This is a genomic window from Nocardioides sp. NPDC127514 (assembly GCF_040302125.1).
In the GTDB taxonomy this organism is placed as follows: Bacteria; Actinomycetota; Actinomycetes; order Propionibacteriales; family Nocardioidaceae; genus Nocardioides.
The window spans coordinates 54,440-79,003 of record NZ_JBEORF010000026.1; the positions used below are offsets into that span (position 1 = coordinate 54,440).

Consider the following 24,564-nt stretch of genomic DNA (forward strand, 5'->3'; position numbering starts at 1 on the left):
CAAGGGGTCAGATGGTCAAGCCGACGCGGACGGCAGCAAGGGCGGGTCCGGCAGGACTACGGCTCCGTGGGCGAGACGGCGGTAGGTGCGTACGACGCCGACGACAGGGACGCCGTCGTGCTCCTCAGCGAAGGTGCTGACGTTGCCCGCGGGCGTACCGAGCCGCAGGCCGGTGGCGGGTCGCCCAGCCGGGACGAGGTCGTGCACCACCGTGCCGGGGGCGTCGGCGGCCAAGGTCAGCGCCACCGACCCGGTCACCGGAACAGCCGGATGGAAGCGCCCCATCGACAGCATGCGCACGGTCAGGTCGGTGCGCTCCTCGCTCGCCGGGTCGGGGGCGGCGACGAGCGCGAGCTTGGGAACCGCCCGGGCGACGGACTCCGGCGTCGGGGCGAGCCCCATCAGGACACCGGCTTCCCGACGTACGGCATCGAGGCGGGCCAGGAGGCCGGGCACCAGATCGAGGTCGGCGATGTCCTCCTCGCCGCGCACACCGAAGTCGGCAGCGTTGGCCGCGACGACCGGCGCGCCCGCGTCGATGAGCGTGACGGTCACCCCGCCCACGGTCTCCGGCAGGACATCGCGCTGATGACCCGTCGGGAAGAGCTGTCCGGTGCTCCGACCCGCCGGATCGACGAAGCCCATCCGCACCGGCGCGCCGAGGAAGGGAACGCCGGGGATCGCCTCGGAGGCCTCCTCGTCGAGTACGCCTCCGGGGGTCGGCACGCGCTGCACGATGAGCTGGTCGGTGTTGGTGTTGAGGACCCGGACGGCCGTCTCCGGCGTGCCCGTGCTCACCCACCCTTCGCGGATCGCGAACGACGCGACCACCGCGGAGCAGTTGCCGCAGTTGCTCCCCCAGTCGACCTTGGCCTCCTCGATGCCGACCTGGGCGAACGTGTACTCCACATCCACCCCGGGCGTCGCCGAGGGCGCGAGGATGACCGCCTTGCTCGTGGTGGACGTACCGCCGCCGACGCCATCGACCTGGCGATGGTCGGGGCTGCCGTAGATCCTCAGCAGCACCTCGTCGACGGACAGGTCCGGGACGTTCAGGTCGTCGCGACGGAAGACCCAGCACTTGCTGGTGCCACCCCGCATCCATGTCGCGGCGATCTCGCGCATATTGCCTCCTCAGCCGAGTCGTCCGGGCTGTCCGGACCCACACAGACTGGAGCGAGGTGACTTGTAGCACAATCACGAGTTCGAACATGATCGTGAAGCAAAACTGCACGCTTAACGGACGACTCCGGGACGCCTTCGCGTCCCGCCGCGCGTCGTCGCGGCTGAAGCAGCACTGCACGGCCCTACATGGCCATGTAGCACGACTTCATGCAGACTGGGGCCGTGCTCGACATCAAACGGCTGCAGATCCTGTTGGCGATCGTGGAGGAAGGATCAGTGACCAGCGCGGCCGCGGCGCTGGGCTACACGCCTTCGGCGATCTCGCAGCAGCTGCTCAGGCTCGAGCGCGAGGCCGGACAGCCGCTCCTCGACCGCCACGCCCGGGGCATGACCCCGACCGACGCGGGCCTGGTGCTCGCCACCCACGCGCGCAAGGTCCTGCGCCAGCTGGCGGCCGCCGAGTCGGACCTCGCCGACATCGCCGGCGTACGTCGCGGCAGCGTCACCCTGGGCACCTTCCCCACCATCGGCAGCTCGTTCCTACCCCTGGCGGTCCGGCGCTACAAGGAGCTCTACCCCAACATCGCGCTGACCATCCACAGCGGCCGCGAGGACGATCTCGTACGCATGCTGGAGGAGGGCAAGGTCGCCATGTCCCTGCTGTGGGACTACGCCTGGGAGCGGGTCGACAACGACGAGCTGGTGCTGACCGAGCTCTTCACCGACCCCACCGTGCTCCTCGTCGGCGCCACCCACCGCCTGGCCCGGCGGCGTACGGTCCGGATGGCCGACCTCGCCGAGGAGCCGTGGATCATCCGCGCGGGCGGCCACCCGGTCGTCGAGGTCCTGCAGCGCAGCGCCGTCGCCGCGGGCTTCACGCCGACCATCGCGTTCCAGGCCAACGACTACCAGGAGGCCCAGGCCATGGTCAGCGTCGGACTGGGCATCGCGCTCGCTCCCCGAACGGCCACCGTCAACCAGCACCCCGACGTACGCGTCATCTCCCTGGGCGACTCCGCGCCGCCCCGGCGCGTGCTCGTCGCGCACCGAACTGGCCGGGTCCGCAGCGCTGCCGAGCTCGCCCTGCACGACGTGCTCGTGGAGACCTCGTCGACCTACTCCTGATCAGCCACCCAGAGGGCGCAGGCCGATCTCGGTCAGTCGCCGGCCGCGCCGCCGGAGCAGGTCCTGGAAGGCGGCGGCGAGCGTCGATGGACGGCGGTCGAGCCAGCAGGCACCGATGTGACGTACGGCCTCCGGGTTCGTCAACGGGACCTCGACGCAGCCCGTGGCCCCGTGCGGGTCGCGGGGTGCCAGGCTCACCCCGAGACCGGCCGAGACCAACCCCCGGAGCGTGGCGAGGTCGTCGCCCTCGAACCCGATCGTGGGCGTGACGCCGCTGGCCTCAGCGAGACCCTCGAGGAGCGTACGCATCCCATAGCCGCGCTTCATGCAGATAAACGTCTCCGCGCCGGCCTCCTCGAAGCCCACCCGGGCCCGTGTCGCCAGGCGATGGCCGGGCGGTACGACCAGGACCAGCGGCTCGGTGTGCAGCCGCCACCGGCGCAGGTCGGAGCGATCGTCGAGCGGCGAGATCAGCGCGACCTCGGCGGTGCCGTCGGTGACCGCCTCCAGGCACCGCGGTCGCGAGGTCTGGATCAGGTCGACCGATGTGCCCGGATGCTCCTGCAGGAACGCCTTGACCAGCGCCGGCACGACCCGCTCGCCGAGTGTGCTCTGGAACGCGAGGGCGATCCGTCCGCGGGCGCCTGACTCCTGGGCCTGCACCGCCTCGATGCCCGCCGTGGCCGCCGCGACCGCGGCGGCGGCGTGCGGGGCCAACGCCTCCCCCGCCCTGGTGAGCCGCAGACCTCGCCCGTGTCTCTCGACCACGTCCACGCCGAGCTCACGACCGAGGCGCGCGAGCATGCGGCTCACCGTGGGCTGCGGCATCTGCAGCAGATCAGCGGCGGCATGCGTCTGCCCCGTCTCGGCCAGGGCCGCGAGGGCCGGGAGCATCGGCAGGACGTTTCGCGCGGTGGCATCCACACTCGCCATCTTATGCGAATCCGCATTGTTCGTGCATCACCGATGCATTGGACGCACGGTTTCGGGCTCCTTAGCGTGACAAGGGTGAGCGATCAGGCTGCGACCGACCCGGGACATCGACGCGTGCTGGTCGCGCTGGTCGCGATCGGGATGACGACGTTCGTGCAGCTCTACTATCCCCAGGCGCTGATCCCGGCGATCAGCCGCGACTTCGCGGTCGATGCCTCCCAGGCCGCCCTGACCGTCTCTGGGGCGACGATCGGTCTCGCCGTCGCCGCGCTCGGCTGGTCGTGGATCGCCGACCGCATCGGCCGGGCCAGGGCGATGACGATCGCTATCGTCGCCGCGGCGGCCATCGGCCTGGCCCTCCCGGTCGTGACCTCGTTCCCCGCCCTCGTCCTCCTCCGCGTCGCCCAAGGGATCGCCCTGGGCGGCACCCCCGCGCTCGCGCTCGCCTACCTCAGCGAGCAGGTCAGCCGACGCGACGCGATGGCCGCGGGCGCGACGTACATCTCCGGCACCGTCCTCGGCGGCGTGGCCGGACGGCTGATCGCCGCGCCGATCGCCGACGTGAGCGACTGGCGTGTGGCGGCGTTCGTCGCAGGATGCGTCAGCGCGCTCGGCGCCGCCGTCGCGGTCACCGCACTCCCGCCCGAGCGCCCCCGCCCAGCGACGACTTCACGCCCGGCCGGCGTGCGAGCCGGGATGGTCGCCAACCTCACCAACCCCGGCCAGCTGGCGCTCTACGCACAGGCGTTCTTCCTGATGGGCGCACAGGTGGCCGTCTTCAACTACCTCGGCTACCGGCTCGAGCTGGAGCCGTTCTCCCTGCCGGCGGCGCTGACCGCGGTGATCTTCCTGGCCGGGCTCTCCGGCGCGGTTTCGGCCCGGCTGGCGGCGACGTTCGCGGCTCGCTTCGGCCGCCGACGCGTACTCCTGGCCTCGTCCCTGACCATGACCGCCGGAGCCGCTCTGACGATCCCCGACCAGCTGCCCTCGGTCCTGATCGGACTGCTGCTGTTCACCACTGCCTACTTCTCGGCGCACTCGATCGCTTCGGGCTGGGTGGGCCCAATGGCGACCAGCGGGATCGCCCAGGCCACCTCGCTCTACACGCTCTTCTACTACGCGGGCTCCAGCCTCTTCGGCTGGCTCGGCGGCCTCGCCTTCGCGGCCGGCTGGACCGGTACCGCGAGCATGGTCATCGCGATCACCCTCATCGCCTTCGCCGCCGCCCGCGCGCTCCTGCCCCAGACCCCGGTTACGCGATCACCATACTGAAGATGCCGATCGAGAGGCTGACAACGTAAAGCGCGAAGGCCAGTACGAGCGCTCCCTCAAGGACGCGAGCGACCGGTCGCCAACGTCCTGCCACGTCGGATAGCAGCGCGCGGAGCCGTTTGATGCCCCATCGCATGGCAAAGAGGAGTCCAACGAGAGCGCATGCGGTGACGAGGCCAAGCAACCATTCGGGCACGGTCGGCGTCAAGGGCGAGGTCTCGGACATGGGCGGAACGCTAGCGGCTCCGTGCAGTCGAGGTCGGAGCAACGGATGATCGTGAGTCCCGCGAACTACTCAGGACCCGGCCGAACCCACTCGAGAGTGGCGAAGCCCACCGGTTGCAGCGCACCCAGACCAGTCGGACCGGTCCCACACCCATCGACCGAACGGATCCGGGTTCAACGCCGTGAGTCGAACAGCCGGCTGGATCCTGGTCGCCGGGCAGAAGGTCGCCCTCGGACAGAAGCACCGGCACCAGGACGTGACCGCGCACGTATCCGATACGACCCTGGTGGTGCACCGCACGACCACTCAGCCGGTACGCAGCATCACGGGCCAGCGACCGCGAGCCAGCAAACGCCTGCAGAGTCAGCGGAATCGGAGCTGTAGCCCAGGCCCCGGTGCCCATTCCGGGCGTGGCGTGCCGAGGTTTCGTGGTGACCAGGCGCCGAGCACGATGCAGTAGTGCCGGACGGTGGCCGGTGTCGGACCATCCGCCCACACGGAGGCGGGATAGTTGCCGGGGCGAATCGGAACCGTGCGGTGCTCCTCACCGGCCGCAAGCCAGACCTGATCACCGAAGATCAACTCCGTCGCGAAGATCTGCCGCATCGAGCACCCGGCCACGTGATCACTGAGCCGAACCGTCACCGACTCACCCGCCGGCACCACGGCACGGATCAGCAGGCCGGGCCACGGGGCGCCCCCGTAGACTAGTTCCGGCGCGTCCGTAGCGACCCACTGCGTGTCGTCATCCCAGACCGGCCCGCCCTGCCAGGCCGCATCAAGCAACTCGACCTCATCGAGCGGTCCTACGGCTGTAAGGTCGCACTGCCACGTCGAGTCCTGGTCGCGCTGATCCACGACGGCAAGTCTGCCGTCCAGAGCAGCATCGATCACCAGGACCCCATCTAGCATCTTGCCCAGCGGGCCACGGACCGCTGAACCCTCAACGTTCTAGACCACGCGTCGCAGATCAGTTATCGGAGATCTGTCGCACATCCGTTGGCGGATTACACGACCCGACAAGCCTGTGATTCGCTGGTGATGCGCGATAGACCTCCGTCACCTGATCTGAAACTCCTGGACCGCGCTTAGGATGGCACTTGCGGGCGCGTCCTGCTCGACGATTACTCGTCGTCGAACGAGTCTGGATCGTCGAATCGGTTCATCTCCCGCTCACGGTGCGGCCCCACGTACGTGCGGTAGCCGACGATCCAATCGCTGGACTTCCACTCGACGGTGCGGTGCACCGACTCGATATTTCCCACGCAGAAGTGGAGTCGACCGCCCAACAGAACCATGCCCCGCCGCCAAAGCAAACCTGGCAGAAAGTCGGGGAGGTGACTCCGAGTCACCCATCGCGGAGCGATCCGGCGGCCGTTCTCGGTCCTCACGACGCGCCACCAACCCATATGCAGAGTTTGGCACGGAGGAACATCCGCGGGGTGGGTCATTGGGGAGTGGTTAAAGCGTCGGCGATCAGTCGTCCAGAGATCGGTGATGTCACTTTGTGAGTTGGACCCGTCGCTCGCACGCGTCATGAACCTCAACCTCGATCTCCGCGAGGCGGAGAGGATGAGGGCGAAACAGGGTCCCGACCTGGGGCGGACGGTGGTGGACGCAGAGGGACTCGAACCCCCGACATCCTCCTTGTAAGGGAGGCGCTCTACCAACTGAGCTATGCGTCCGAAGCGCCCCAAGAGTACGCGATCAGGGGCGGGCCGGACCAACCGGGCCTGCGTACCAACCCTGAAATGGAAGTTGAGCCGCTGACGTCTCGGGTCATCAGCGGCTCAACACCTCAAGAGTAGATCCCACCCAGGGCATAGGAAAAGCCATGTAACCAGGCTGTTAACGGACCTTTGATGACCCGTAAACTACTTCCTCACGCCGCCGCGTGGAGCTGCCGGAGGTGCTCCTCGAGGTCGCGGCCGTCGGCGTTGTCGTTGTGCACGGCCCACCGCACGACGCCCGACTTGTCGATGATGTAGGAGGATCGTCGCGGGGCACCGGTGCGGTCGTTGAAGACGTCGTAGGCCTGGGCGACCTCGCCGTGCGGCCAGAAGTCGGAGAGCACCGAGAAGTTGAGTCGGTCGGTGTCGGCGAACTGCCGCAGGGCGTAGACCGGGTCGCAGGAGATCGCCAGGACCTCGGTGTCGAAGGTGACGAACTCGTCGAGCCGGTCACGCAGTCCGCTCATCTCGCCCGTGCACACGCCGGAGAAGGCGAAGGGGAAGAAGAAGATCGCCACGGCCTTCTTGCCCTGGTAGTCCGAGAGGGTGACGTCGGCGCCGAACTGGTCGCGGAGCGTGAAGTCCGGAGCCGGACCACCGATCTCAAGTCCACTCACTGCCCTGCCGCCCTCTCGCCGTTCGATTCTGCCGCCTCGATGTCCCAGGTGGCCAGCTCGCGACGGAGCACCTTGCCGGTCGCGTTACGCGGCAGGGCGTCGGTCACGACGATCTCGCGCGGCACCTTGAAGCGAGCCAGATTCTCCTTGACCCAGTCCTTCAACACCGCATCGACGTCGCCCTCGGCGCCGGGAGCCAGGACCACGAACCCGCGCAGGCGCTTGCCGAAGTCGGCGTCGTCGACCCCGACACAGGCAGCGTCGGCGACGAGCGGATGGCGGATGAGGCAGTCCTCGACCTCCTGCGGGAAGACGTTCTCGCCACCGGAGACGATCATGTCGTCGTCGCGGCCCTCGACGTAGAGCCGGCCGTCGGGCCCGAACCGCCCGACGTCGCCGGTCGCCATCAGACCGTCGACGACCTCCTTGCCGCCGCCGCTGGTGTAGCCCTCGAAGAGGAGTCCGTTGCCGACGAAGATCCGGCCGGCCTCACCGTCGGGCACCGGGACGCCGTCGCCGTCGAGGATCTTCATTCGGGTCCCCCACGGCACCTTGCCAGCCGAGGTCGGGGCCTCGCGCAGGTCGACGGGGTCGGCGATCGAGGCGTAGGAGACCTCGGTCGAGCCGTAGACGTTGTAGAGGCTGTCGCCGAACCGGTCCATCCACTCCAGCGCGAGGTCGCCGGGCAGCGCCGAGCCGGAGGACGCGACGGCCTTGAGCCGGGAGGCGATCCCCTCGAGGTCGTACGCAGCCAGCGTCTCCTCCGGCAGCGACAGGATCCGCTGCATCATGACCGGGATGACCACGAACGAGTCGGCCTTGGTCTCCGCGAGGGTCGCCAGCGCGTCCTCCGGGTCGAACCGGCGGCGCAGGATCATGGTGGTGCCGAGCAGCTCGGCGAAGAGCAGGTGGGCGATCCCCCAGGTGTGGAAGAGCGGCGCGGCGATGAAGCAGCGCCAGCCGTCCTTCATCGGCATCCGCGACATCAGCGCGATCGCCGCGTCGAGGCCGGCCTCCTGACGCGGCGCCGACTTGGGCGCTCCCGTCGTGCCGGAGGTGAGGATCACGATCCGCCCGTGCCGCTTCGGCGGCGCTACCGGCCGCGCATCGCCGGAGACCAGCGACTCGAGAGTCTCGCCAGGATCCGAGGAGTCGACCCACGCGACCAGCCTCGTGGCCGAGGTCGCCGAGGACAGCAGCCCGGTGAACTCCTCGTCGTGGATGATCAGGGCGGGCTTGTCCCGCTCCAATACCCCGACGAGCTGCGGACCGGCGAAGGCGGTGTTGAGGTAGAGCGCGTCGGCGCCCAGCTTCGCCACCGCCAAGGTCGCGTCGACGAACCCGCGATGGTTGCGGCACATGATCGCGACCCCGTCGCCCTCACCGACCCCCCGGGCCGCCAGGGCCCGGGCGATCGCGTTGGAGCGGCGGTCGAGCTCGGCGTACGTCAACGAGCCGAGCTCGTCGATGAGCGCTGTGCGTCGCGGATAGCGGTGGGCGAGGCCGATGAACCCTCCGGCCGGCCCGGTGCCCCAGCGCGCCAGCGCCAGGCCGGTCCGTGCGAGCCCGAGGGGGTTGACCGGCCGGACGATGCCCGAGCCGGCCAGGATCTTCGCCGCGGATCCGGCGGTGCGCGCCTTGGCAGCCGTAGTCGAGAACACCGTTGGGAGTGTAGCCACGCTCACGCTAGGTCTCCTGTGGGTGTCCAGCGATCCCGAGAATCGCGGCCATCAGACAGGAGTCTTCGGCGCCAGCAGACGCGTCGCGGCCCAGTCCTTGCTCACAGATGCGGTGGTGGTCTGGGACAGTCCGGCGATCGGCGCGGCCTCGGCGATGTCGGCCGGGTCGACCGCGCCAGGGCGGCCCACCTTCGGCGTCAGCAACCAGATGACGCCGCCACCGACGAGGTCGGTCAGCGCGTCGACGAGACCATCGACGAGGTCGCCGTCGTCATCGCGCCACCACAGCAGCACGGCGTCGACCACGTTGCCGTAGTCGCCGTCGACCAAGTCCGCGTCGACGGAATCTTCGATGGCGACCCGCAGCTCGTCATCAGTATCGTTGTCCCAGCCCAGTTCCTGGATGACCATGCCGGACTTGAGGCCCAGCCGGTCCGCAGGCCCTGTGGCTGCGGTCGAGCTCACGTGTCGTTCCTCCAAAAGCTTGATGTCCACGCCGCTTGCATGAACTTGGTTGGTGGTAGTCCAGCGGAGAACGCTGGTCCACGCAACCCCACCCGCCTGTCATTCGCTAGATAACGGCGTGTCGGAGGCCTTTCAGGCCCTCGGATCGAGCAGATGGAGCAGTACGTTGCGATCCTGCGCCGTCCCTGCCGACGGGTGCTCGGCGAGGCGCACCTTCGGTCCCTGCCAGTCGTTGGCGGACAGCTCACGGGAGAGCGAGGCGAGGTGGCTGACCTTCTCGATCGAGCCGCTCCAGCGCGCGGGACCGGCGTGGTCGAGCATCGTGGTGGCGATGGTGAGCACGTCTCCGTCGGAGATCAGCTCGACGATCCGGCCCTGCTGCGGCCAGTCGATCAGGGACGGAGCGGTGACCTCCCACCAGGAGCCGCGAGGCTTCACCGACGTACGGTGGGTGTGCCCGTTGAGCCAGAGCACGGCGCTCTCATGGCGTGAGACGGTCTGCTCGATCTCGTCGCTGAGCACCCGGCGGCCGCCGCCGGCGCCGCTCATGTCGTTGACCAGCGAGGCCACGTCGTGGTGGCTGGCGATCACGGCGAGCCGCTCGTCGTAGTCGGTGGAAGCGAGCACGGCGTCGAGCCACTCCAGCTGCTCGGCGTCGATCGATCCCTGGAACCCGCCGGCCGGGTTGACCGTGTCGAGGACGACGAAGGTGACCTCGTCGTTGACGTCGTAGCGGTAGTAGGGCTTGCCGCCGGCCTTGAAGCCGTGGCCCGGCGGCTTCGCCTCGTCGTGCACGTGGGAGTCGACGAACTCCTGCAGCGTCGTCTGCCGGCGACGCCGGTCGGGGGTCACCTCGTACGGCTCGAGCTCGGCCAGCATCCCCAGCGCCACCGGGTCACCGGAGATCAGCCCGGCGATGAGCTTCGCCTTGGCCTCGTCGGTCCAGTGCTCGGGCATGGCGATCGCCTTCAGATCACCGACCGCGATCTCACCGATGGCGGAGCTGCCCGGCACTGTGCCCTGCAGCAGCCCGTCGTGGTTGCCGTTGACCGCCAGCCACGGCACCTCCAGCCCGGGCGAGTCGATCGCCTTGCGCACCGCCTTCAGCAGCCCGGGGACGAGCGGGAAGCCGTGGTCCCCTCGGCGCATGTCGTACGTCTCGCCCTGGGGGTGCCAGAAGCGCTTGTCCGGCAGCGTGGCGACGCCTTCGTAGTGCAGCATGTCGCCGGAGTCGGGGGTCAGCCGGCCGCCATCGAGCAGGGTCAGATACCAGTCGAGCTCGTTGTACTGCCCGTTGTCGGTGTTGTCACCGGTCGCGATCGCCAGATCGAGCGGGCCACCGCCGACGGGACCCTCGGTGATCTCGTTGACCGCCTCGACCATCGCCGCGCCGACCTGGGCGGTCAGCAGCTCCTGGGCCCGGTACGTCCCGATCTCGTCGATCAGCTCACGGGTCGCGGTGTCGGGGTCCATGAGCCGGTCCAGGACCTCGACCCGCGCCGGCGACTGGTGGTCACAGATGTGCATGTCGGACAGGTGCGCGACGGTCAGCACCGGGTCGCCCAGGTCCTCGGGCTTCCGCGCCAGATCGGTGCGCGAGATGTGGCGCTCCTGCGGCCCTTCGGCCAGACGTACGTAGGTGCCCTTCCGGCCACCCGCGACGATCCGCCCGCTCTCGCTCGTGACACCCATCTACGCCGCCTCTTCTCCCTCACGACCGGCCGCCGCGGTTCGTGCGCGAACGATACTCCCCCTGGCCTGATCGGCGCGGCTCCGGTGGACCCGCTCCGACCTCACTACCTGACTGTCTGCGCGGCAAGGTCCAGGCTGAGCGAAGCCAGACCTTCGACAGGCTTGAATCCGAGCCTCCGGTAGAGACCGAGCGCAGCGTGGTTGTCCGGCTCTGTCACGAGGGACAGTCGTGTAGCGCCCGCCGTCAATGCCGCCCGGCAGACTGCATCGACCAGCGCAGCGGCCACTCCTTGGCGACGAGAACCGGGGAGCACGAATAGGTCGCGCAGTTGCCAGAACTGTCCCATGACCAACGATGCGGGCATCGCATGGCTGGTTGCCAGGCCGATTGGAGGTGCGTGCGCCGGCGAGTCCCCGGGCACCGCCGTGTAGAGCGTGAGCATGTTCGACCGAACCATGTCGGTGAGCCAGCCGAGGGTGCGATCGTCCCCGTCTGGCTGACCGTAATGGCGCCGGTACTGGTTGAACAGGACGCTGGCCGCTGCGAGGGTCTCCGCGGTGTCGCAGGTCAACACCCGCAGCGTGCCTCGAAGGGTCGTCACACGTCGATGATCGCAGGGATCCGCACGCCCCGAACAGGATCAGCCGCGCACGGTGCTCGAGACGTTCGTCATGCGGCGAGGGTGAGGGGTGGGTCGAGGTCGTTGCTGACATCGACCGTGCCGGTCGGGGTGACGAGGTACTGGTAGCCGTGGGGGCTGTGCCATCTGTAGACGCCCACTCTGAGGCGGTGGTAGCGCCAGCCGTGGTGGGTCTTCATCCGGTGGTGTTGTCGGCACAGCGGGGTGAGGTTGCGGCTGCTGGTCGGGCCGCCAGCGGCGTACGCCACGCGGTGGTCGAGGTCGCAGTGCTCGGCGCGGGCTTCGCAGTAGGGGAAGGAGCACTTCTGGTGGAGCAGCTCGGCCTGGCGCCGCTGCCGGGTGGTCGGGGCGTAGCCGGTTGCTTCGATGTCGTCGGCGAGGTCGACCACGATGATCGGCTTGATCACGGTGCCCGGGGTGGTGGCCCACTGCTCGAGGCGCTCGATGCTGGCCAGGCCACGGGTGTTGGCGAGACGTACCAGGCCGGTGCCCGCGAGTTCGCGGGTGTCGGTGTGGATGACCAGCTCGACCACCCGAGCGACACCGGGGACTCCGTCGAGGGAGCCGGAGTTGTAGGCCCTCCCGAGGACCCCGAGCGCGGCCGCGCGTCGTACGTCCAGGCTCGCGGTCGCGTAGTCGTCCTGGTCGAGGAGCCCGTGGGCGATCGCTGCGACCGCGTTCTCCAGATCCAGGGCGTCCGCGGCGTCGAGCACGCCGTCGAGATACCCCAACGCGAGTACGGCTTGGCCTTGTTCGGCACCGGTGGCAGCGAATGGGGTGGTCTCGGTGGTGGTGATCGTGACGGAACGGTGCTCGACCGCATCGTGCTCGGCGATCGCGGCAGCCGCATCGGGTTCGAACAGGGCGGCGGCCTGGGTGATCATCCGCTCTAGCTGCCGGGTGCCGACCTGGTGGGCATGGGCCCCGATCTGCTGGTCGACCCATGCGGCGGCATCGGCATCCAGGTCCCTGGTCAGGTCCGCGATCCGACGGGCACGCCAGGCCAGCAGGGACCCGTCCAGGATCCGCGCCCACACGTGCTTGAGCCGGTAACGCAGCTCGACCGCGTCCCCGAGAAACTTCTTCCCCACCTGGGTGGAACGCCCCAACACTGCCGCGAACTCCACGGCGGCCGCCTCGGAGACCAGTGGTGCCCCGGGCCCGGCCAGGGGCAGCATCCGATCTCCAAAGGTGTCCCCGTCCAGCCGCGCAGACTCCTCCGTCGTGTCGACCGAATGCAGCGCCGCGAACCGTGCGGCGGCGATCAGCACGTCCCGGTCAGCCTGCTCCGCGACCGCCCGCGACGTACGCACCGCAGCCAGCAGACTGCTGGTGGTGTCGTCGGGGTCGAGGAGTGCTTCCATACCCATTATTTTACCAAACCCAGACGCCATGGCGCATCTTGTTTTCGCAGGTCAGATGGCGTATTCACGCCATCTTCAAAGGCCTGATTTGGCACATTGCGCCAGCCCTTCCAGACGCGACCAGGCCGCGCTGTCGACGGCCGGCACCCAACCCAGACCAAAGCCCGACAGGGCTGGCCGCCGACCCGATAGCCAGCCAAGTTTTTCTCGATCGTCCTCGGTGTCAAGGACCGCGAAGCGGCCGGCGAAGCCGGCGGCCGAAGGCCGTCATCTCGACAAGCTCGATACATCGCCTTGACTCCGGGGACGATCGAGAAGACCCTCCCGAAAGGGTCGGCGGCCAAGCTTGCGGCAGCGGCGGAACACCAACCCTTTGAGAAAGCCCAAATCCGAGTCTCACCCCGTGTAGACAGTCCCCTTGCCGTACAGCGCCCGGGTGACAGAAGACAGATACCCACTCGCATCAGCAGACCCGAGGTTGTAGGTGTTGAAGACCCCGTACCCCTGAGAGACCGTACGAGAGGCGAGCGAAGCGGCGGTCGAGGCGGAGGTGCCCTGGATGTTGATGGCGGCCGGTGCCAGCGCAGGCTTGCCGAGACCAGGCACGTCAGGCACACCCCAGGTCCCGTAGTAGGGGTTCCAGGCGTAGTCGAGCAGGTCGCCGGCGTTGACCCCGCCGTACGAGAGCCGCGAAGCGGACGGCCCGATGAAGTAGAGCGTGATCAGCTTGTCGGGGATCCGCGAGCGCAGCGCTTCGAGGAGGTAGACGAAGGAGAAGTCGTTGGGCTGGCCCGTCCCGTTGGCACCGTAGTTGGACCACTCGTCGTCGAAGTCGATCCCGTCCAGGCCGTACCGGGTCACCACCGCGGCGAGCTGGTCGGCGAACGCCTCGGCGGCGGCGCGGTCGGGGAAGTTGGCGAACCCGGCGCCCTGGTGGTTGCCGAGCACCGAGAGCAGGATCTTGATGCCCTTGGCCTGGGCCGGGCGGATGTGTACGTCGGCGGCGTCGAGCTGCGCCTGCACCTGCGGATTGTTGTAGAGATAGGCCCGCTGGCCGTCGTAGTTGATGTTGGCGGCGAAGATCAGGCCGATGTCGAAGACGTTGCCGCCTCCGGCGAGCTCGTACTTGGCGACGTTGCCGATGCTGTAGTTGTTCACCTCGACATAGCCGGTCATCAGCGTCGGCGAAGCGATCGGGCGCGCCGCGTTCGCCGCCGTGGCCAGACCGGTGACCGCACCGGTGGCACCGATGGCGGCCGCTCCGGCACCGAGGAGCATGCGTCTGCGTGAGATGTGGGGAACTGACATGGCTGATCTCCTTTAGTTGCGGTGGAACCTCAGGGTGCGGACCTCGAAGGCACCGAGACTGAGCGCGACGACACCGCCGTCAGCGCTCACCTCCGCGATCGGGTCCTCCACGAGCGAGATCTCTTCGACCCGCCCGAAGCTCTCTCCGACGCGCAGCTCCCCCTGCGTACGCGCGCCGGTGGACTCGTAGACACGCACGACCAGGTCGCCGGAGCGGTCGGCGGCGAGCTTCACGCTCGAGACCACCAGGCCCTCCCCGGAGACGGTCACCAGCGGCTCGACCGCACGGGCTCCCGACACCGGACGGGCAGGCGTGTTCAGCGCAGCGCCCGCCTCGGTCGCGGCCGCGACAGAGGCCCCGAGGACCAGGCCGTAGCGGTGGGTCTGCACGCCCTGGTCGGTCTCCGGGTCGGGGAAGCGCGGCGCGCGCAGCAGCGAGAGCCGCACCTCCGTGGTCAGGGCCGAAGGACGGGTGACGTCGAAGCCGTACGTCGAGTCGTTGACCAGCGCGACCCCGAAGCCGGGCTCCTCGGCCAGCACCCAGCGGTGCATCGAGGTCTCGAACTTCGCCGCTTCCCAGGAGGTGTTGGTGTGGGTCGGGCGGCGGTGGTAGCCGAACTGCGTCTCGGCGAGGGTCTGCTCGGCCTTGACGTCGAGCGGGAAGGCGACCTTGAGGAACTTCTCGGTCTCGTGCCACTCGGTGCTCTGCGAGATCTCCAGCACGCGCGACGCCGGCGCCAGCGACAGCACCTGCGTGGTCGAGGAGTCGGCGGAGATGGGCCGCTCGATGACCAGCCCGTCGGGCGTCACCGAGATCGAGGTAACCTCGCGCAGGTCGGTGACCCGGTTGCGGTAGAACCGGTCCACGTCCCAGGCGTCCCACATGTTCGGGAAGTCCTGGTGGAGCTGGAGCAGGTTGGCCTCGGCCCCGGCCGGGATCGCGTCGCGCCCGGTCGCCAGATCGAGCGCCGAGGTGATCAGTCCCTCCGCGGAGACGGTGACCCGGACGATGCCGTTGTCCAAGACGTACGTCTCGCCCTGCTCGACCACGGAGACCGCCGCCACGGGCTCGGCCTCGGTGACCGCACCCGAGCGCCCGTCGGCACGCAGCGGGACCGTGCCTTCGCCGGCGAGCGCGGTGAGCGCCCGGTCGATGAGGGCGGTGGCGGCCTCGGCGACCCGGGCATAGTGGGCAGCCGCCTCGCGGTGGACCCAGGCGATCGAGGTGCCCGGCAGGATGTCGTGAAACTGCTGCAGCAGGATCTGCTGCCACAGTGCGTCCAACTCGTCGTAGGGGTAGTCGACCAGGCCACGCAGAGCGGCAGTGGCCGACCACAGCTCGGCCTCGACGAGCAGGTGCTCGCAGCGCCGGTTGCCCTGCTTGGTGAGGTGCTGGGAGGTGAGGGTGGCGCGGTGGAGCTCGAGGTAGAGCTCGCCGACCCACACCGGCGGGTCGGTCAGCTCCTCCCGGGCCGAAGCGAAGAAGTCGTCGGGGTGGCGCCAGGACACCTGGGCGGAGCCCTCCAGATCACGGAGCCGGCGGGCCTTGCCGGCCATCTCGCGGGTGGTGCCGCCACCGCCGTCGCCCCAGCCGACCGGGGCGATCGACCCGGTGGCGAGCCGGTTCTCGCGGAACTGGCGCGACGCCTTGGCGACCTCCTCGCCGGAGAGCCGGGAGTTGTAGGTGTCCATCGGCGGGAAGTGGCTCAGGATGCGGGATCCGTCGATGCCCTCCCACTCGAAGGTGTGGTGGGGGAACTTGTTGACCTGGTTCCAGGAGATCTTCTGGGTGAAGAACCACTCGAACCCGGCCCGCTTCATCAGCTGCGGCAGGGCCGGCGAGTAGCCGAAGGAGTCCGGCAGCCAGACGCCCTTGCAGCGGATCCCGAACTCGGACTCGAAGAACCGCTGTCCGTAGAGGAACTGCCGCACCAGCGACTCGCCCGACGGCATCGTGGTGTCGGACTCGACCCACATGCCACCCAGCGGGATGAAGCGACCCTCGGCGACTGCCGTCTTCACCTTGGCGTAGACCTCGGGACGGTGCTCCTTGAGCCACGCATACTGCTGGGCGCTCGACATCCCGTAGCGGAAGTCGGGATCCTCGCCGAGCAGCTCGGTCATCGAGGAGGTGGTACGGGCGACCTTGCGGATCGTCTCGCGCACCGGCCACAGCCAGGCCGAGTCGATGTGGGCGTGGCCGATCGCGGCGATCTGGTGGGCGGAGTCGTGCGAGGTCGCCTCGAGCACCCCGGTCAGCACCGAGCGAGCCGAGGCCGCCGTCTCCGCGATGCGCTGCAGGTCGACCCGGTCGAGGGCGTCGTCGATGGCCTGCAGGATGCGGAACTTGCGCGGCCCCTCGGGCAGCTCGACCTGCAGCTCGTGGAGCGTCTCCAGGTCGAGGCAGAGCTCGAAGACGTCCTGCTCGAAGACGGCCAGCTCGATCCGCCGGGTCGTGTAGAGCTTCTTGGGCGAGGACGTCTGGATGTCCCCTTCCTGGGTGGGCAGGAAGGGGTGGTAGTCGAGCAGCACCGGGTTGGCCGCGGCCTCCAGGAAGAGCTCGACCTCCTCACCACCGACGGCCTCCGACGCCACCAGCACCCACTGGTTGCGCGGGTTGAGGCTCTTGATCGGCTCGCCATCGGGTGTGTAGACCAGCCCCTCGCACTGGAAGCCGGGCATGTTGACGTCGAAGCCGAGATCGCAGACCAGCTCCACCCGGCGTCCGGCCCACTCAGCCGGGACCGTTCCGGTGATCCGGAACCAGGTCGTTCCCCAGGCCGGACCCCAGTCGCTGCCGACCTCGAAGGGCTCGTAGGTCAGGCCCAGCCCGTCCGCGGGAGCGATCGGCTCCCCCGGAAGCTCGTGCCACTCGACGCTCACGGGCGCCGCGGTGGTGTGGACCGCCGGCCACAGGCGCTCCTTGAGGACCCGGCTCACGCGGCCTTCGGTGAGGTGTACGTCGTCGTGCATCAGTGCTCGTCCTGTCTGTTATCGAGGTCGTCTTCGATGAGCTCCAGCTGCGTGAGCACGCAGTCGGACAACGCGGTGAACCGTACGGCGCCCGCCACGACCGGGTCGCCGCGCCTGATCCGGAAAACCCTGGTCTGACCAGCCCAGACGTACGTCTCGGCAAGCCGCTCTTCGCGGGCCACAATCGCGCGGCCGGCATCGAGGAATTCCAGTCCCCAGGCCAGGTCGCCCGGCTCCGCGGAGGTCACGGTGTAGAGGGAGAGCCGCCGCTCGCCGACGAGCGGGACCTCCACCTGTTCCCCCGCCCTCAGCGCGATCGTGGTCTCGCCCGTGTCATCGGTCAGCGAGCCGGGAACCACGACGGTCGTGTCGGACACCGGCAGCCCGGGCGCGATCCGCGAGGCCGAGGGTGGGCGGGAATCCCCCGCCCAGCCGCACGGCACCTCGGAGAGCTCGATGACCAGGTGGGCGCCGGTGACCAGGCGGGCGTGCGGAATGGAGATCTCGTCCCAGGGCGTACCGTCGAGCATCACCGAGCGGATGTATCCACCGGTCCCGACCGCCTCGATCACGATCTCCTTGCCGCCGACCGGCCGCAGCACGGTCCGCTGCACCGACGGCGGCACGATGACGTAGGAGGCCGAGCCGGGCACCAGCGGGTAGAGGCCGATGGTGGCGAAGACGTACCAGGCCGACATCTCGCCGTTGTCCTCGTCACCGGGATAGCCCTGGCCGAGGTCGGAGCCGACGAAGAGGCGAGTGAGGCACTCGCGGACGATCCGGTGGGCGTCGTCGTGGCGCCCGGCGAACATGTACATGAACGGGATGTGGTGGGCCGGCTGGTTGGAGAGGCCGAGCATCCCCATCCGTACGTCCCGGGCCTCCGTCATCTCGTGGATCGCGAACCCGTAGTGACCCGACAGCGATGCCGCGCCGGTCTCCGGACGCGCGAAGAAGTCGTCCAGCTTCGCGCCGAGAGCCGCCTCGCCGCCGTGCACCTCAGCCAGGCCGGCGCCGTCGTGGGGCGCGGTGAACGCGGTCCCCCAGGCGTTGGTCTCGGTGTAGTCGTGACCCCACTCGTCGGGATCGAAGCTCTCGCGCCAGCCGCCGGCGGACGTTCTCCCGATGAAGAACCCGCGAGAGGTGTCGAAGACGTGGCGGTAGCCCAGCGCGCGGCGCGCGAAGTAGATCTCCTCGGCGACCATGTCCTCATCCGCCCGGTCCGGGTTCAGGACACCTGCTAGGCGCGAGATCGACCAGTCGTTGATCGCGTTGTCCAGGGTCCACGACATTCCTTCGTGGGTCTCGGTGTCCACGTACCCACGGAAGATCGCGCGCCGCAGACCCTTGCGCCCGATTCGTACGTCATCGGCGGGAACGGTCGCGTTCTTCAGCGCCGAGGCGTACGCGGTCTCCAGGTCGATCCCGGGGACGCCCCGCAGCGCCAGGTCGGCGAGGACCGTGTCGAAGGTCGTGCCGGTCATGCAGTCCTCGGCGGCCGGAGCGCTCCAGCGCGGAGTCCAGCCACGGTCGCGGAAGTGCTCGACGAAACCTTCGGCGAGCGAGCCGGCGCCGGCCGGGTCGAGCAGCGCGAGCAGCGGCCAGGCGGTGCGGTAGGTGTCCCAGAATCCGTGGGTGACCGTCATCGGCGCGTGCCTGACGGTGGTCAGGTCGTAGGGCGAGGTGTGCGCGTGCGTGGGCCCCTCGCCGTAGCGGTTCGGGTAGAGGAAGAGCCGGTAGAGGCCGGAGCGGATCGAGACCAGCTGGTCCTCGCTCGCCCCCTCGATCTCGACGGTCGCCAGCACCTGCTCCCAGGCCGCGCGTGCCCGCGCCGCCATCTCGTCGAAGCTCCCGGCAGCCTCGAGGTTGGCTGCCGCCTGCTCGTCGCTGACGGTCGAGATCCCCAGACGTACGTCGACTGCCCCGGCACCGTTCAGCGCGATGTGGCCACGGAGCCGGCCGGCGCCCAGACGCAGCTGGGAGGTTCCGGCGACGCGGAGGTGGATGTGCTGAGCGGGCTTGCCCTCGCGGTCGGCGAGGAGGGCGCGCACGATCGCCTCTCCCCGGTCGTTCTCGCAGGTCAGCGACCGGATCTCCCCGTGGTGGTCGAGCACCAGCGAGCGGGCACCGGTGAACCGCATCCCGAGCGCGAAGTCGCCGGGGACGAGCTCGGCGGTGACCCCACCGTCGAGCGCGACCGCATAACGGTGTGGCCCTGCCTCCTCGTCGGCGTGGTCGAATCCGAGTGCGCGTGCGCGCCGGTCGTCGTCGGGCTCGGCCAGCGGGCTCGGCATCAGCTGGAAGACCCCGTGGTCGCCCATCCACGGGCTCGGGATGTGCGAGGTCGCGAACGCCTCGATCGCAGGCCGGTTCGGTCCGCCGGTGGTGTCGCGGTTGTGCGCGTGCCACGCGTAGGGCCAGTTGCCCGCAGCGGCATCGGTCATCGGCAGACCGAAGACGCCCCCGTGCGGCAGACCGACCAGCGGGGCGTTGTTGCCGCGCGAGAACCGGTCGCTGGAGTGGGTCCCCCGGCGGATGTCGACCTGGTCGAGCGGTGCCGCCGGGAAGGCGCGGGCGGGACGTACGCCGACATCATCGACCCACACCCGCAGCGGCACCTCCGCGGCACGGACCACGACCAGGAGCCGCTCGATGCGCCGCTCGGCCAGCCCGGTCAGCGCCACCCGCCGCAGGTTCCACTGGTCCACCCAAGCCCGCTTCCCCTCCCCCTGCGCAGCCGGCGTCAGCGCCTGCCCGTACTGGTCGACCAGCCCGACCTCGCTGAGCCGCCGCCCGTCGTCGAGCAGCCCGTCCACACAGACATACGTCGAGTCCCATCGCCGCTCATCCGTCGACGCCGACTCGGGAAGGACGACAAAGCACAGTTCGTCCCGCTCGGCCACCTCGATGGCCGCCTCCAGAGGGAGCTCGACCTCGACGTCACCACCGCCGGGCGCCGCCTCGAGCAGCCAGGCGTCCTCCGACGAGTAGCCGACCCCGGCCCGGGCGGCGACGGGATCCCGAGGACCTGTCACACCGAACCCTCGACCAGCGAGACCGCCGCACCGGCGAAGCTCGCGCCCGCGGGGAGCAGGGGCAGGATCACCGTCTGGTAGGCGTGGTAGACATCCGGCTTGCCGGGCCAGACGGTGGCCGAGGGCTGGTTGTGGGCGTCGAGCTCGTGGTGCCACGAACCACCCTCTCGGTCGACCAGATACTCCTCGCAGTAGGCCCACCAGCGGCGTACGTCCGCCAAAGCCTCAGCAGAACCGGTGTCACGGAAGAGCGTCCAGGCCGCCGCGACGGCCTCGGCGGCGACCCAGTGCATCCGCTCGCGCACCACGGGCTGGTCGGCGAAGTCGGTCGTGTAGACGAAGCCGGGCGCCCCGTCGACCGACCACCCGCGCGAGGCCGCCGCGGCGAGGAGCGACTGCGCGTCCTCGAGCAGCCACGACGGAGCCTCCGCCCCGAGCAGCGTCCGCGCATGCAGCGCCAGCCGCGCCCACTCGAAGAGATGCCCGATGGTGACCCCGTACGGCCGGAACGGATGTCCCGGCTCGTCGATGTTGTAGTCCAGCTCCACGGTCCATGCCGGGGAGAAGTGCTCCGGCAGCCGCCAGTCGTGCTCGCGCGCGAAGCCGTGAACGACCCGCTCCAGGATCCGCAGCGCACGCTCGAGCCAGACCCGGCGCCCGGTGACCTCGGCGACCGCGAGGAACGCCTCGACCGCGTGCATGTTGGCGTTCACGCCGCGATAGCCGTCCAACGTGGACCAGTCGGCGCTCCACACGTCGAGGATCATGCCGTCGTCCTCGCGCCAGAACCGCTCCTCCATCACGCTCAACGCCTCCTCGAGCAGCGCCGAGGCCCCGGGGTGGCCGGCGGCGTACGCGGTGGTGGCGGCGAGCACGATGAAGGCGTGGGCGTAGCCCTCCTTCACGGTGCTGATCACCTCGCCGGTCTCCGGGGAGACCGCGGAGTGCCAGCCGCCGTTGTCGTCGTCGTGGAGAAGCCCGGTCAGGGCGGCGATCCCGCGGGAAACGTACGCCAGGGCCCACCCCTCCCCGCGCAGCTGCGCGAGCCCGAAGACGTGCGTCATCCGGCAGGTGATCCAGGTCTCGACGGGCCGGTCGGGAGAGAGCCGGCCGTGCTCGTCGAGCCAGCCGAAGCCGCCGCCCTCGTGGCGGGACCCCCGCGCGAAGGCGAGCAGGCGCGAGGCCTCCTCCTCGAAGCGGGCGATCTCGGCGGTGGTCAGTTGCAGGTCGGTCATCCCTTGATGGCCCCTTCCTCGACCCCGCGGAAGAAGTAGCGCTGCAGCACCGCGAAGACGATCACGATCGGGACGAACGAGATCATCGTGCCTGCCGCGATCAGGCGGGGGTTGTTGGTGAATGTGCCCGATAGATACTGCAGGCCGACGGTCAGCGTGAGGTTCTCCGGGTCGGTCAGCACGATCAGCGGCCACAGGAAGTCGTCCCAGGCGCCGATGAACGCGAAGATCGAGATGACGCTGAGCATGCCGCGTACGCCGGGGAGGTTGACGTGGATCAGCCGCTGCCAGGCGTTGGCGCCGTCCACCTTGGCGGCCATCTCGAGCTCGTCGGGGATCGCGGTGAACGCCGCCCGCATCAGCAGGACGTTGATCATCCCGATCATGCCCGGCAGCGCGACGCCCAGCAGGGTGTCGGTGAGCCCGAGCGAGCGGACCGTGACGTACTGGGCGATGATCGTCGCCTCGCCCGGCAGGATCAGGGTGGCCAGCAGCGCACCGAGCACCAGCCGGCTCCCGCGGAAGCGCAGCTTCGCCAGCGCATAGCCCGCCATCGTGGCCCCGATGACGTTGCCGCCCACGACCAGGATCGCGACGATGATCGAGTTCATCGCGTAGTCGACGACCGGGACGACCTCGGCGACCTTGGTGTAGTTGGCGAACGTCGGGTCCTCCGGGATGAACCGCGGGGTCGCGGTGTAGATGTTCTCGTCAATCCCCTTCAGCGACGTCGACAGCTGCCAGAGGAACGGCAGGATCGTGATGACAAGCACCACCGCCAGCAGCGCGTAGCGCAGCACGACCTCGCCCACCGACATCCGGTGGAAGGCGTACGCCTTCTGCTTCTCAGCCATCGACTCAGCCGTCCTTCCTGTTGAGACGGACCAGCAGCACCATCGGGACCAGGGTGAGGACGAAGAGCAGCAGGCTCAGCGCGGAGGCGTAGCCGAGGTGGCCGGTGAAGCCGGTGGAGTACATCTGGATCAGCATCACCACGGAGCTGACCCGGCCTCCCGGTCCGCCGGTGCCGCCGGTCATCACGTAGAGCTCGGAGAAGACCCGCAGCGAGGAGACCGTGATCAGGATGGTGATCAGCAGCATCGTGCCGCGTACGCCGGGCACGGTGATGCTCCAGAACCGGCGCACCGGTCCCGCGCCGTCCACCGCTGCCGCCTCGTGCAGCTCACGGCCGACGTTTCCGAGCGCGGAGAGGTAGATGATCATGTAGTAGCCCAGGCCCTTCCACACCGTCAGGCTGATCGCGCTGAACAGCAGCAGCCAGCGGTCGGTGAGGAACGGCAGCGGCTCCTGGACCACCTTCAGCGCCTGCAGGATCGCGTTGATCGCGCCGCGGTCGTCGAGCATCCAGTTCCAGATCAGCGCGACGACCACCGCCGAGGCGACGACCGGGGTGTAGAACGCCACCCGGAAGAAGGTCAGGCCGGGGAGCTTCTTCTCCACCAGCACCGCCAGCAGCAGCGGCAGCATGGTGAGCAGAGGTACGCAGACCAGCATGTAGAGGACCGAGTTGGTCAGGGCGTAGACGAGCTGGTCGTCATCGAGCATCCGTTCGAAGTTGGCGAGCCCGACGAAGTCTCCTCCGCCGAGCGGCTTCTTGTCGGTGAAGGCCATGTAGACCGTGTTCAGCGCCGGATAGAGGTTGAACACGCACAGCCACAGGGTCGCGGGCGCGACGAGCAACCAGGGCGTGAACCACTTGTGTTCACGCACCCGGCGGCTCATCCCGGTGGAGCCGGGCACGGTGGAGACCGTCACTGCGCCAGCAGCTTGTTGCACTCCTCGACGGCGTTGTCGAGGGCTTCCTGTGGCGTCGCGTCACCGCTGATGGCGAGGCCGATCTGCTGGTCGATGATGGTCGCCATCGCCGGCGAGACCTTCGGGTTGTTCGGGATGGCGGTGGTCAGGGTCTTCAGGCCGGTGACCTTCGCCTTGGCGGCGACGGTGCCGTCGTCCTCGGTGAAGTAGGGGTCCTCCTGCGAGGCGACCGTGCTCGGGTAGACACCCGGGGCCAGCTTGGCGAACTCGCGCTGGTTGTCCGGGTTGGTCACGAACTGGGCCAGCGCGTTCGCGGCGGCGAGGTTCTTGCTGTTGGCGTTCACCGAGAGGCCCTGGACGTAGAGCGGGCCGTCGCCGAAGGCCGGCGAGATCTCGGTGCCCTTCGCGAGGGTCGGGTTGGCCTCCTCGAGGCCGGAGATGTTGGAGCTGCCCGTGGTCCAGGCGGCCTTCTCCTGGTTGTAGAGCTCCGCGTTGCCCTGGAAGGTGTCGGTGAGGATGTCCTTCGGCAGCAGCCCGTCCGCATAGGCGTCGGCGTACTTCTGGACGAGCTCGACGGCCTCGGGGGTGTTGAAGGTGAGCTCGGTGCCGTCCTCGTTGAAGATCGGTACGTCGGCCTGCTGCAGGTCGTTGAGGCCGGGCTTGCGGGTCATCAGGTAGACCTTGCCGCCGGACTTCTCCTTGAGCGTCCGGGCCTGCTCGATCAGCGAGTCGAGGTCGGTGGGCAGGTCGGCCGGGTCGAGCCCGTTCTCGGCCAGCATGTCCTTGTTCCAGTAGTTCACGTCGGTGCCGAGGTACCACGGGTAGCCATAGGTGCCGTCGAGGCCGTCGTACCGGTAACCCTGCAGGCCACCTTCGACGAAGGTCCCCTCCAGGTCGACGTCGGTCTTCTCCAGGTCGAGGAGCTGGTCCTGCTGGGCGAGCGGAAGAGCGAAGTCCGGCGGCAGGTTGGTGACATCGGGGAGGTCGCCGGAGGACGCCTGGGTCAGGACCTTCTGGTCGTAGCCGTCGCCTGGCTGATCGAGCCAGGTGACCTCGACGCCGGGGTTCTCCTTCTCGAAGTCGGCGATCACGCCTTCGACGTAGTCGGTGAACTTGGGCTTCAGCGCCCAGGTCTGGATCGAGACCTTGCCCTCGATCTTGCCTTCGAGGTCACCGGCGGACGGCTCGTCACCGGCCCCGCAACCCGTCATCGCAGTGATGCCCATGGCCAACCCAGCGGCGACCCCCACCAACCGGCGTACGCTCATTTCTGGCTCCTTGCTGAAAGCTTTAGATAAAGCGGTTAAGTTCGGGCCGTACTATTCACCGAACGAGGTGTGCCGTCAAGGCATCCGTGTGAGGGGCGCC

At 69.0% G+C, this 24,564-nt stretch carries 19 protein-coding genes and 1 tRNA gene; 2 read left to right on the top strand and 18 right to left on the bottom strand.

All coding sequences use genetic code 11. The features are described 5' to 3' along the window. Positions 1-15: 15 nt before the first annotated feature. The gene (locus ABTX24_RS20535; RefSeq protein ID WP_350842177.1) at positions 16-1,125 is read right to left on the bottom strand and encodes a PrpF domain-containing protein; all 1,110 of its coding nucleotides are present in this window, start codon (positions 1,123-1,125) and stop codon (positions 16-18) included. A 207-nt stretch (positions 1,126-1,332) separates the two neighbouring features. Between ABTX24_RS20535 and ABTX24_RS20540 the strand changes: the two genes are divergently transcribed. Then, a complete protein-coding gene (locus ABTX24_RS20540; protein ID WP_350842179.1) occupies positions 1,333-2,250 on the top strand; it encodes a LysR family transcriptional regulator in 918 nt (305 codons plus the stop codon). Here the strand turns inward: ABTX24_RS20540 and ABTX24_RS20545 are convergent, their stop codons facing one another. Beyond that, complete coding sequence (locus ABTX24_RS20545; RefSeq protein ID WP_350842181.1) at positions 2,251-3,183, bottom strand: LysR family transcriptional regulator; 933 nt, start codon at positions 3,181-3,183, stop codon at positions 2,251-2,253. Between the two features lie 75 nt (positions 3,184-3,258). Here ABTX24_RS20545 and ABTX24_RS20550 point away from each other — a divergent pair, with 75 nt between their 5' ends. Continuing rightward, on the top strand, positions 3,259-4,455 hold the full coding sequence (locus ABTX24_RS20550; protein ID WP_350842183.1) for an MFS transporter: 1,197 nt from the start codon (positions 3,259-3,261) through the stop codon (positions 4,453-4,455). Here the strand turns inward: ABTX24_RS20550 and ABTX24_RS20555 are convergent. From ABTX24_RS20555 to ABTX24_RS20630, 16 genes are all read right to left on the bottom strand, one after another. Further along, entirely contained in the window at positions 4,436-4,681 is a 246-nt protein-coding gene (locus ABTX24_RS20555; protein WP_350842185.1) for a hypothetical protein, read from the bottom strand. The two genes, ABTX24_RS20550 and ABTX24_RS20555, sit on opposite strands and share 20 nt — an antisense overlap. 363 nt (positions 4,682-5,044) lie before the next feature. Continuing rightward, positions 5,045-5,575, bottom strand: a complete 531-nt coding sequence (locus tag ABTX24_RS20560) for a hypothetical protein (RefSeq protein ID WP_350842187.1) — start codon at positions 5,573-5,575, stop codon at positions 5,045-5,047. A 715-nt stretch (positions 5,576-6,290) separates the two neighbouring features. Then, positions 6,291-6,366 (bottom strand) — tRNA-Val (locus ABTX24_RS20565). Between the two features lie 197 nt (positions 6,367-6,563). Then, positions 6,564-7,028, bottom strand: coding sequence for a peroxiredoxin (locus tag ABTX24_RS20570; RefSeq protein WP_160028612.1), 465 nt, complete (start codon positions 7,026-7,028; stop codon positions 6,564-6,566). After that, positions 7,025-8,689 carry an AMP-binding protein gene (locus ABTX24_RS20575; RefSeq protein WP_350842189.1) on the bottom strand — a complete coding sequence of 555 codons (1,665 nt, stop codon included), beginning with the start codon at positions 8,687-8,689 and terminating at the stop codon, positions 7,025-7,027. The genes ABTX24_RS20570 and ABTX24_RS20575 overlap by 4 nt, the downstream gene beginning before the upstream one ends. Positions 8,690-8,758: 69 nt before the next feature. Beyond that, the gene (locus ABTX24_RS20580; protein WP_008358178.1) at positions 8,759-9,172 is read right to left on the bottom strand and encodes a DUF3052 domain-containing protein; all 414 of its coding nucleotides are present in this window, start codon (positions 9,170-9,172) and stop codon (positions 8,759-8,761) included. A gap of 132 nt (positions 9,173-9,304) precedes the next feature. After that, positions 9,305-10,864 carry a TIGR03767 family metallophosphoesterase gene (locus ABTX24_RS20585; protein WP_350842191.1) on the bottom strand — a complete coding sequence of 520 codons (1,560 nt, stop codon included), beginning with the start codon at positions 10,862-10,864 and terminating at the stop codon, positions 9,305-9,307. A 104-nt stretch (positions 10,865-10,968) separates the two neighbouring features. Further along, positions 10,969-11,466 carry a GNAT family N-acetyltransferase gene (locus tag ABTX24_RS20590; RefSeq protein ID WP_350842193.1) on the bottom strand — a complete coding sequence of 166 codons (498 nt, stop codon included), beginning with the start codon at positions 11,464-11,466 and terminating at the stop codon, positions 10,969-10,971. Between the two features lie 68 nt (positions 11,467-11,534). After that, a complete protein-coding gene (locus tag ABTX24_RS20595) occupies positions 11,535-12,869 on the bottom strand; it encodes an HNH endonuclease signature motif containing protein (RefSeq protein ID WP_350842195.1) in 1,335 nt (444 codons plus the stop codon). 396 nt (positions 12,870-13,265) lie between these two features. After that, positions 13,266-14,177 (bottom strand): endo-beta-N-acetylglucosaminidase H, encoded by a 912-nt coding sequence (locus ABTX24_RS20600; RefSeq protein ID WP_350842197.1) that lies wholly within the window; start codon positions 14,175-14,177, stop codon positions 13,266-13,268. A gap of 12 nt (positions 14,178-14,189) precedes the next feature. Beyond that, positions 14,190-17,150 carry an alpha-mannosidase gene (locus ABTX24_RS20605; RefSeq protein WP_350842199.1) on the bottom strand — a complete coding sequence of 987 codons (2,961 nt, stop codon included), beginning with the start codon at positions 17,148-17,150 and terminating at the stop codon, positions 14,190-14,192. After that, positions 17,150-20,185 carry a GH92 family glycosyl hydrolase gene (locus tag ABTX24_RS20610; protein ID WP_350842201.1) on the bottom strand — a complete coding sequence of 1,012 codons (3,036 nt, stop codon included), beginning with the start codon at positions 20,183-20,185 and terminating at the stop codon, positions 17,150-17,152. Before ABTX24_RS20610 ends, ABTX24_RS20605 begins: the two co-directional genes overlap by 1 nt. Then, positions 20,182-21,420 carry an AGE family epimerase/isomerase gene (locus tag ABTX24_RS20615; RefSeq protein WP_350842203.1) on the bottom strand — a complete coding sequence of 413 codons (1,239 nt, stop codon included), beginning with the start codon at positions 21,418-21,420 and terminating at the stop codon, positions 20,182-20,184. Before ABTX24_RS20615 ends, ABTX24_RS20610 begins: the two co-directional genes overlap by 4 nt. Continuing rightward, positions 21,417-22,274: a carbohydrate ABC transporter permease gene (locus ABTX24_RS20620; RefSeq protein WP_350842205.1), complete on the bottom strand. Its 858-nt coding sequence runs from the start codon at positions 22,272-22,274 to the stop codon at positions 21,417-21,419. Before ABTX24_RS20620 ends, ABTX24_RS20615 begins: the two co-directional genes overlap by 4 nt. A gap of 4 nt (positions 22,275-22,278) precedes the next feature. After that, positions 22,279-23,196: a carbohydrate ABC transporter permease gene (locus tag ABTX24_RS20625; protein ID WP_350720777.1), complete on the bottom strand. Its 918-nt coding sequence runs from the start codon at positions 23,194-23,196 to the stop codon at positions 22,279-22,281. Continuing rightward, on the bottom strand, positions 23,193-24,464 hold the full coding sequence (locus ABTX24_RS20630; RefSeq protein ID WP_350842207.1) for an ABC transporter substrate-binding protein: 1,272 nt from the start codon (positions 24,462-24,464) through the stop codon (positions 23,193-23,195). Before ABTX24_RS20630 ends, ABTX24_RS20625 begins: the two co-directional genes overlap by 4 nt. Positions 24,465-24,564 lie beyond the last annotated feature (100 nt).

Bases quoted from the DNA above. Each gene is read 5' to 3' on its own strand.
- ABTX24_RS20620 (WP_350842205.1), bottom strand. From the start codon at position 22,274: ATGGCTGAGAAGCAGAAGGCGTACGCCTTCCACCGGATGTCGGTGGGC.
- ABTX24_RS20555 (WP_350842185.1), bottom strand. From the start codon at position 4,681: ATGTCCGAGACCTCGCCCTTGACGCCGACCGTGCCCGAATGGTTGCTT.
- ABTX24_RS20585 (WP_350842191.1), bottom strand. From the start codon at position 10,864: ATGGGTGTCACGAGCGAGAGCGGGCGGATCGTCGCGGGTGGCCGGAAG.
- ABTX24_RS20615 (WP_350842203.1), bottom strand. From the start codon at position 21,420: ATGACCGACCTGCAACTGACCACCGCCGAGATCGCCCGCTTCGAGGAG.
- ABTX24_RS20630 (WP_350842207.1), bottom strand. From the start codon at position 24,464: ATGAGCGTACGCCGGTTGGTGGGGGTCGCCGCTGGGTTGGCCATGGGC.
- ABTX24_RS20545 (WP_350842181.1), bottom strand. From the start codon at position 3,183: ATGGCGAGTGTGGATGCCACCGCGCGAAACGTCCTGCCGATGCTCCCG.
- ABTX24_RS20600 (WP_350842197.1), bottom strand. From the start codon at position 14,177: ATGTCAGTTCCCCACATCTCACGCAGACGCATGCTCCTCGGTGCCGGA.
- ABTX24_RS20540 (WP_350842179.1), top strand. From the start codon at position 1,333: ATGCAGACTGGGGCCGTGCTCGACATCAAACGGCTGCAGATCCTGTTG.
- ABTX24_RS20535 (WP_350842177.1), bottom strand. From the start codon at position 1,125: ATGCGCGAGATCGCCGCGACATGGATGCGGGGTGGCACCAGCAAGTGC.
- ABTX24_RS20595 (WP_350842195.1), bottom strand. From the start codon at position 12,869: ATGGAAGCACTCCTCGACCCCGACGACACCACCAGCAGTCTGCTGGCT.
- ABTX24_RS20605 (WP_350842199.1), bottom strand. From the start codon at position 17,150: ATGCACGACGACGTACACCTCACCGAAGGCCGCGTGAGCCGGGTCCTC.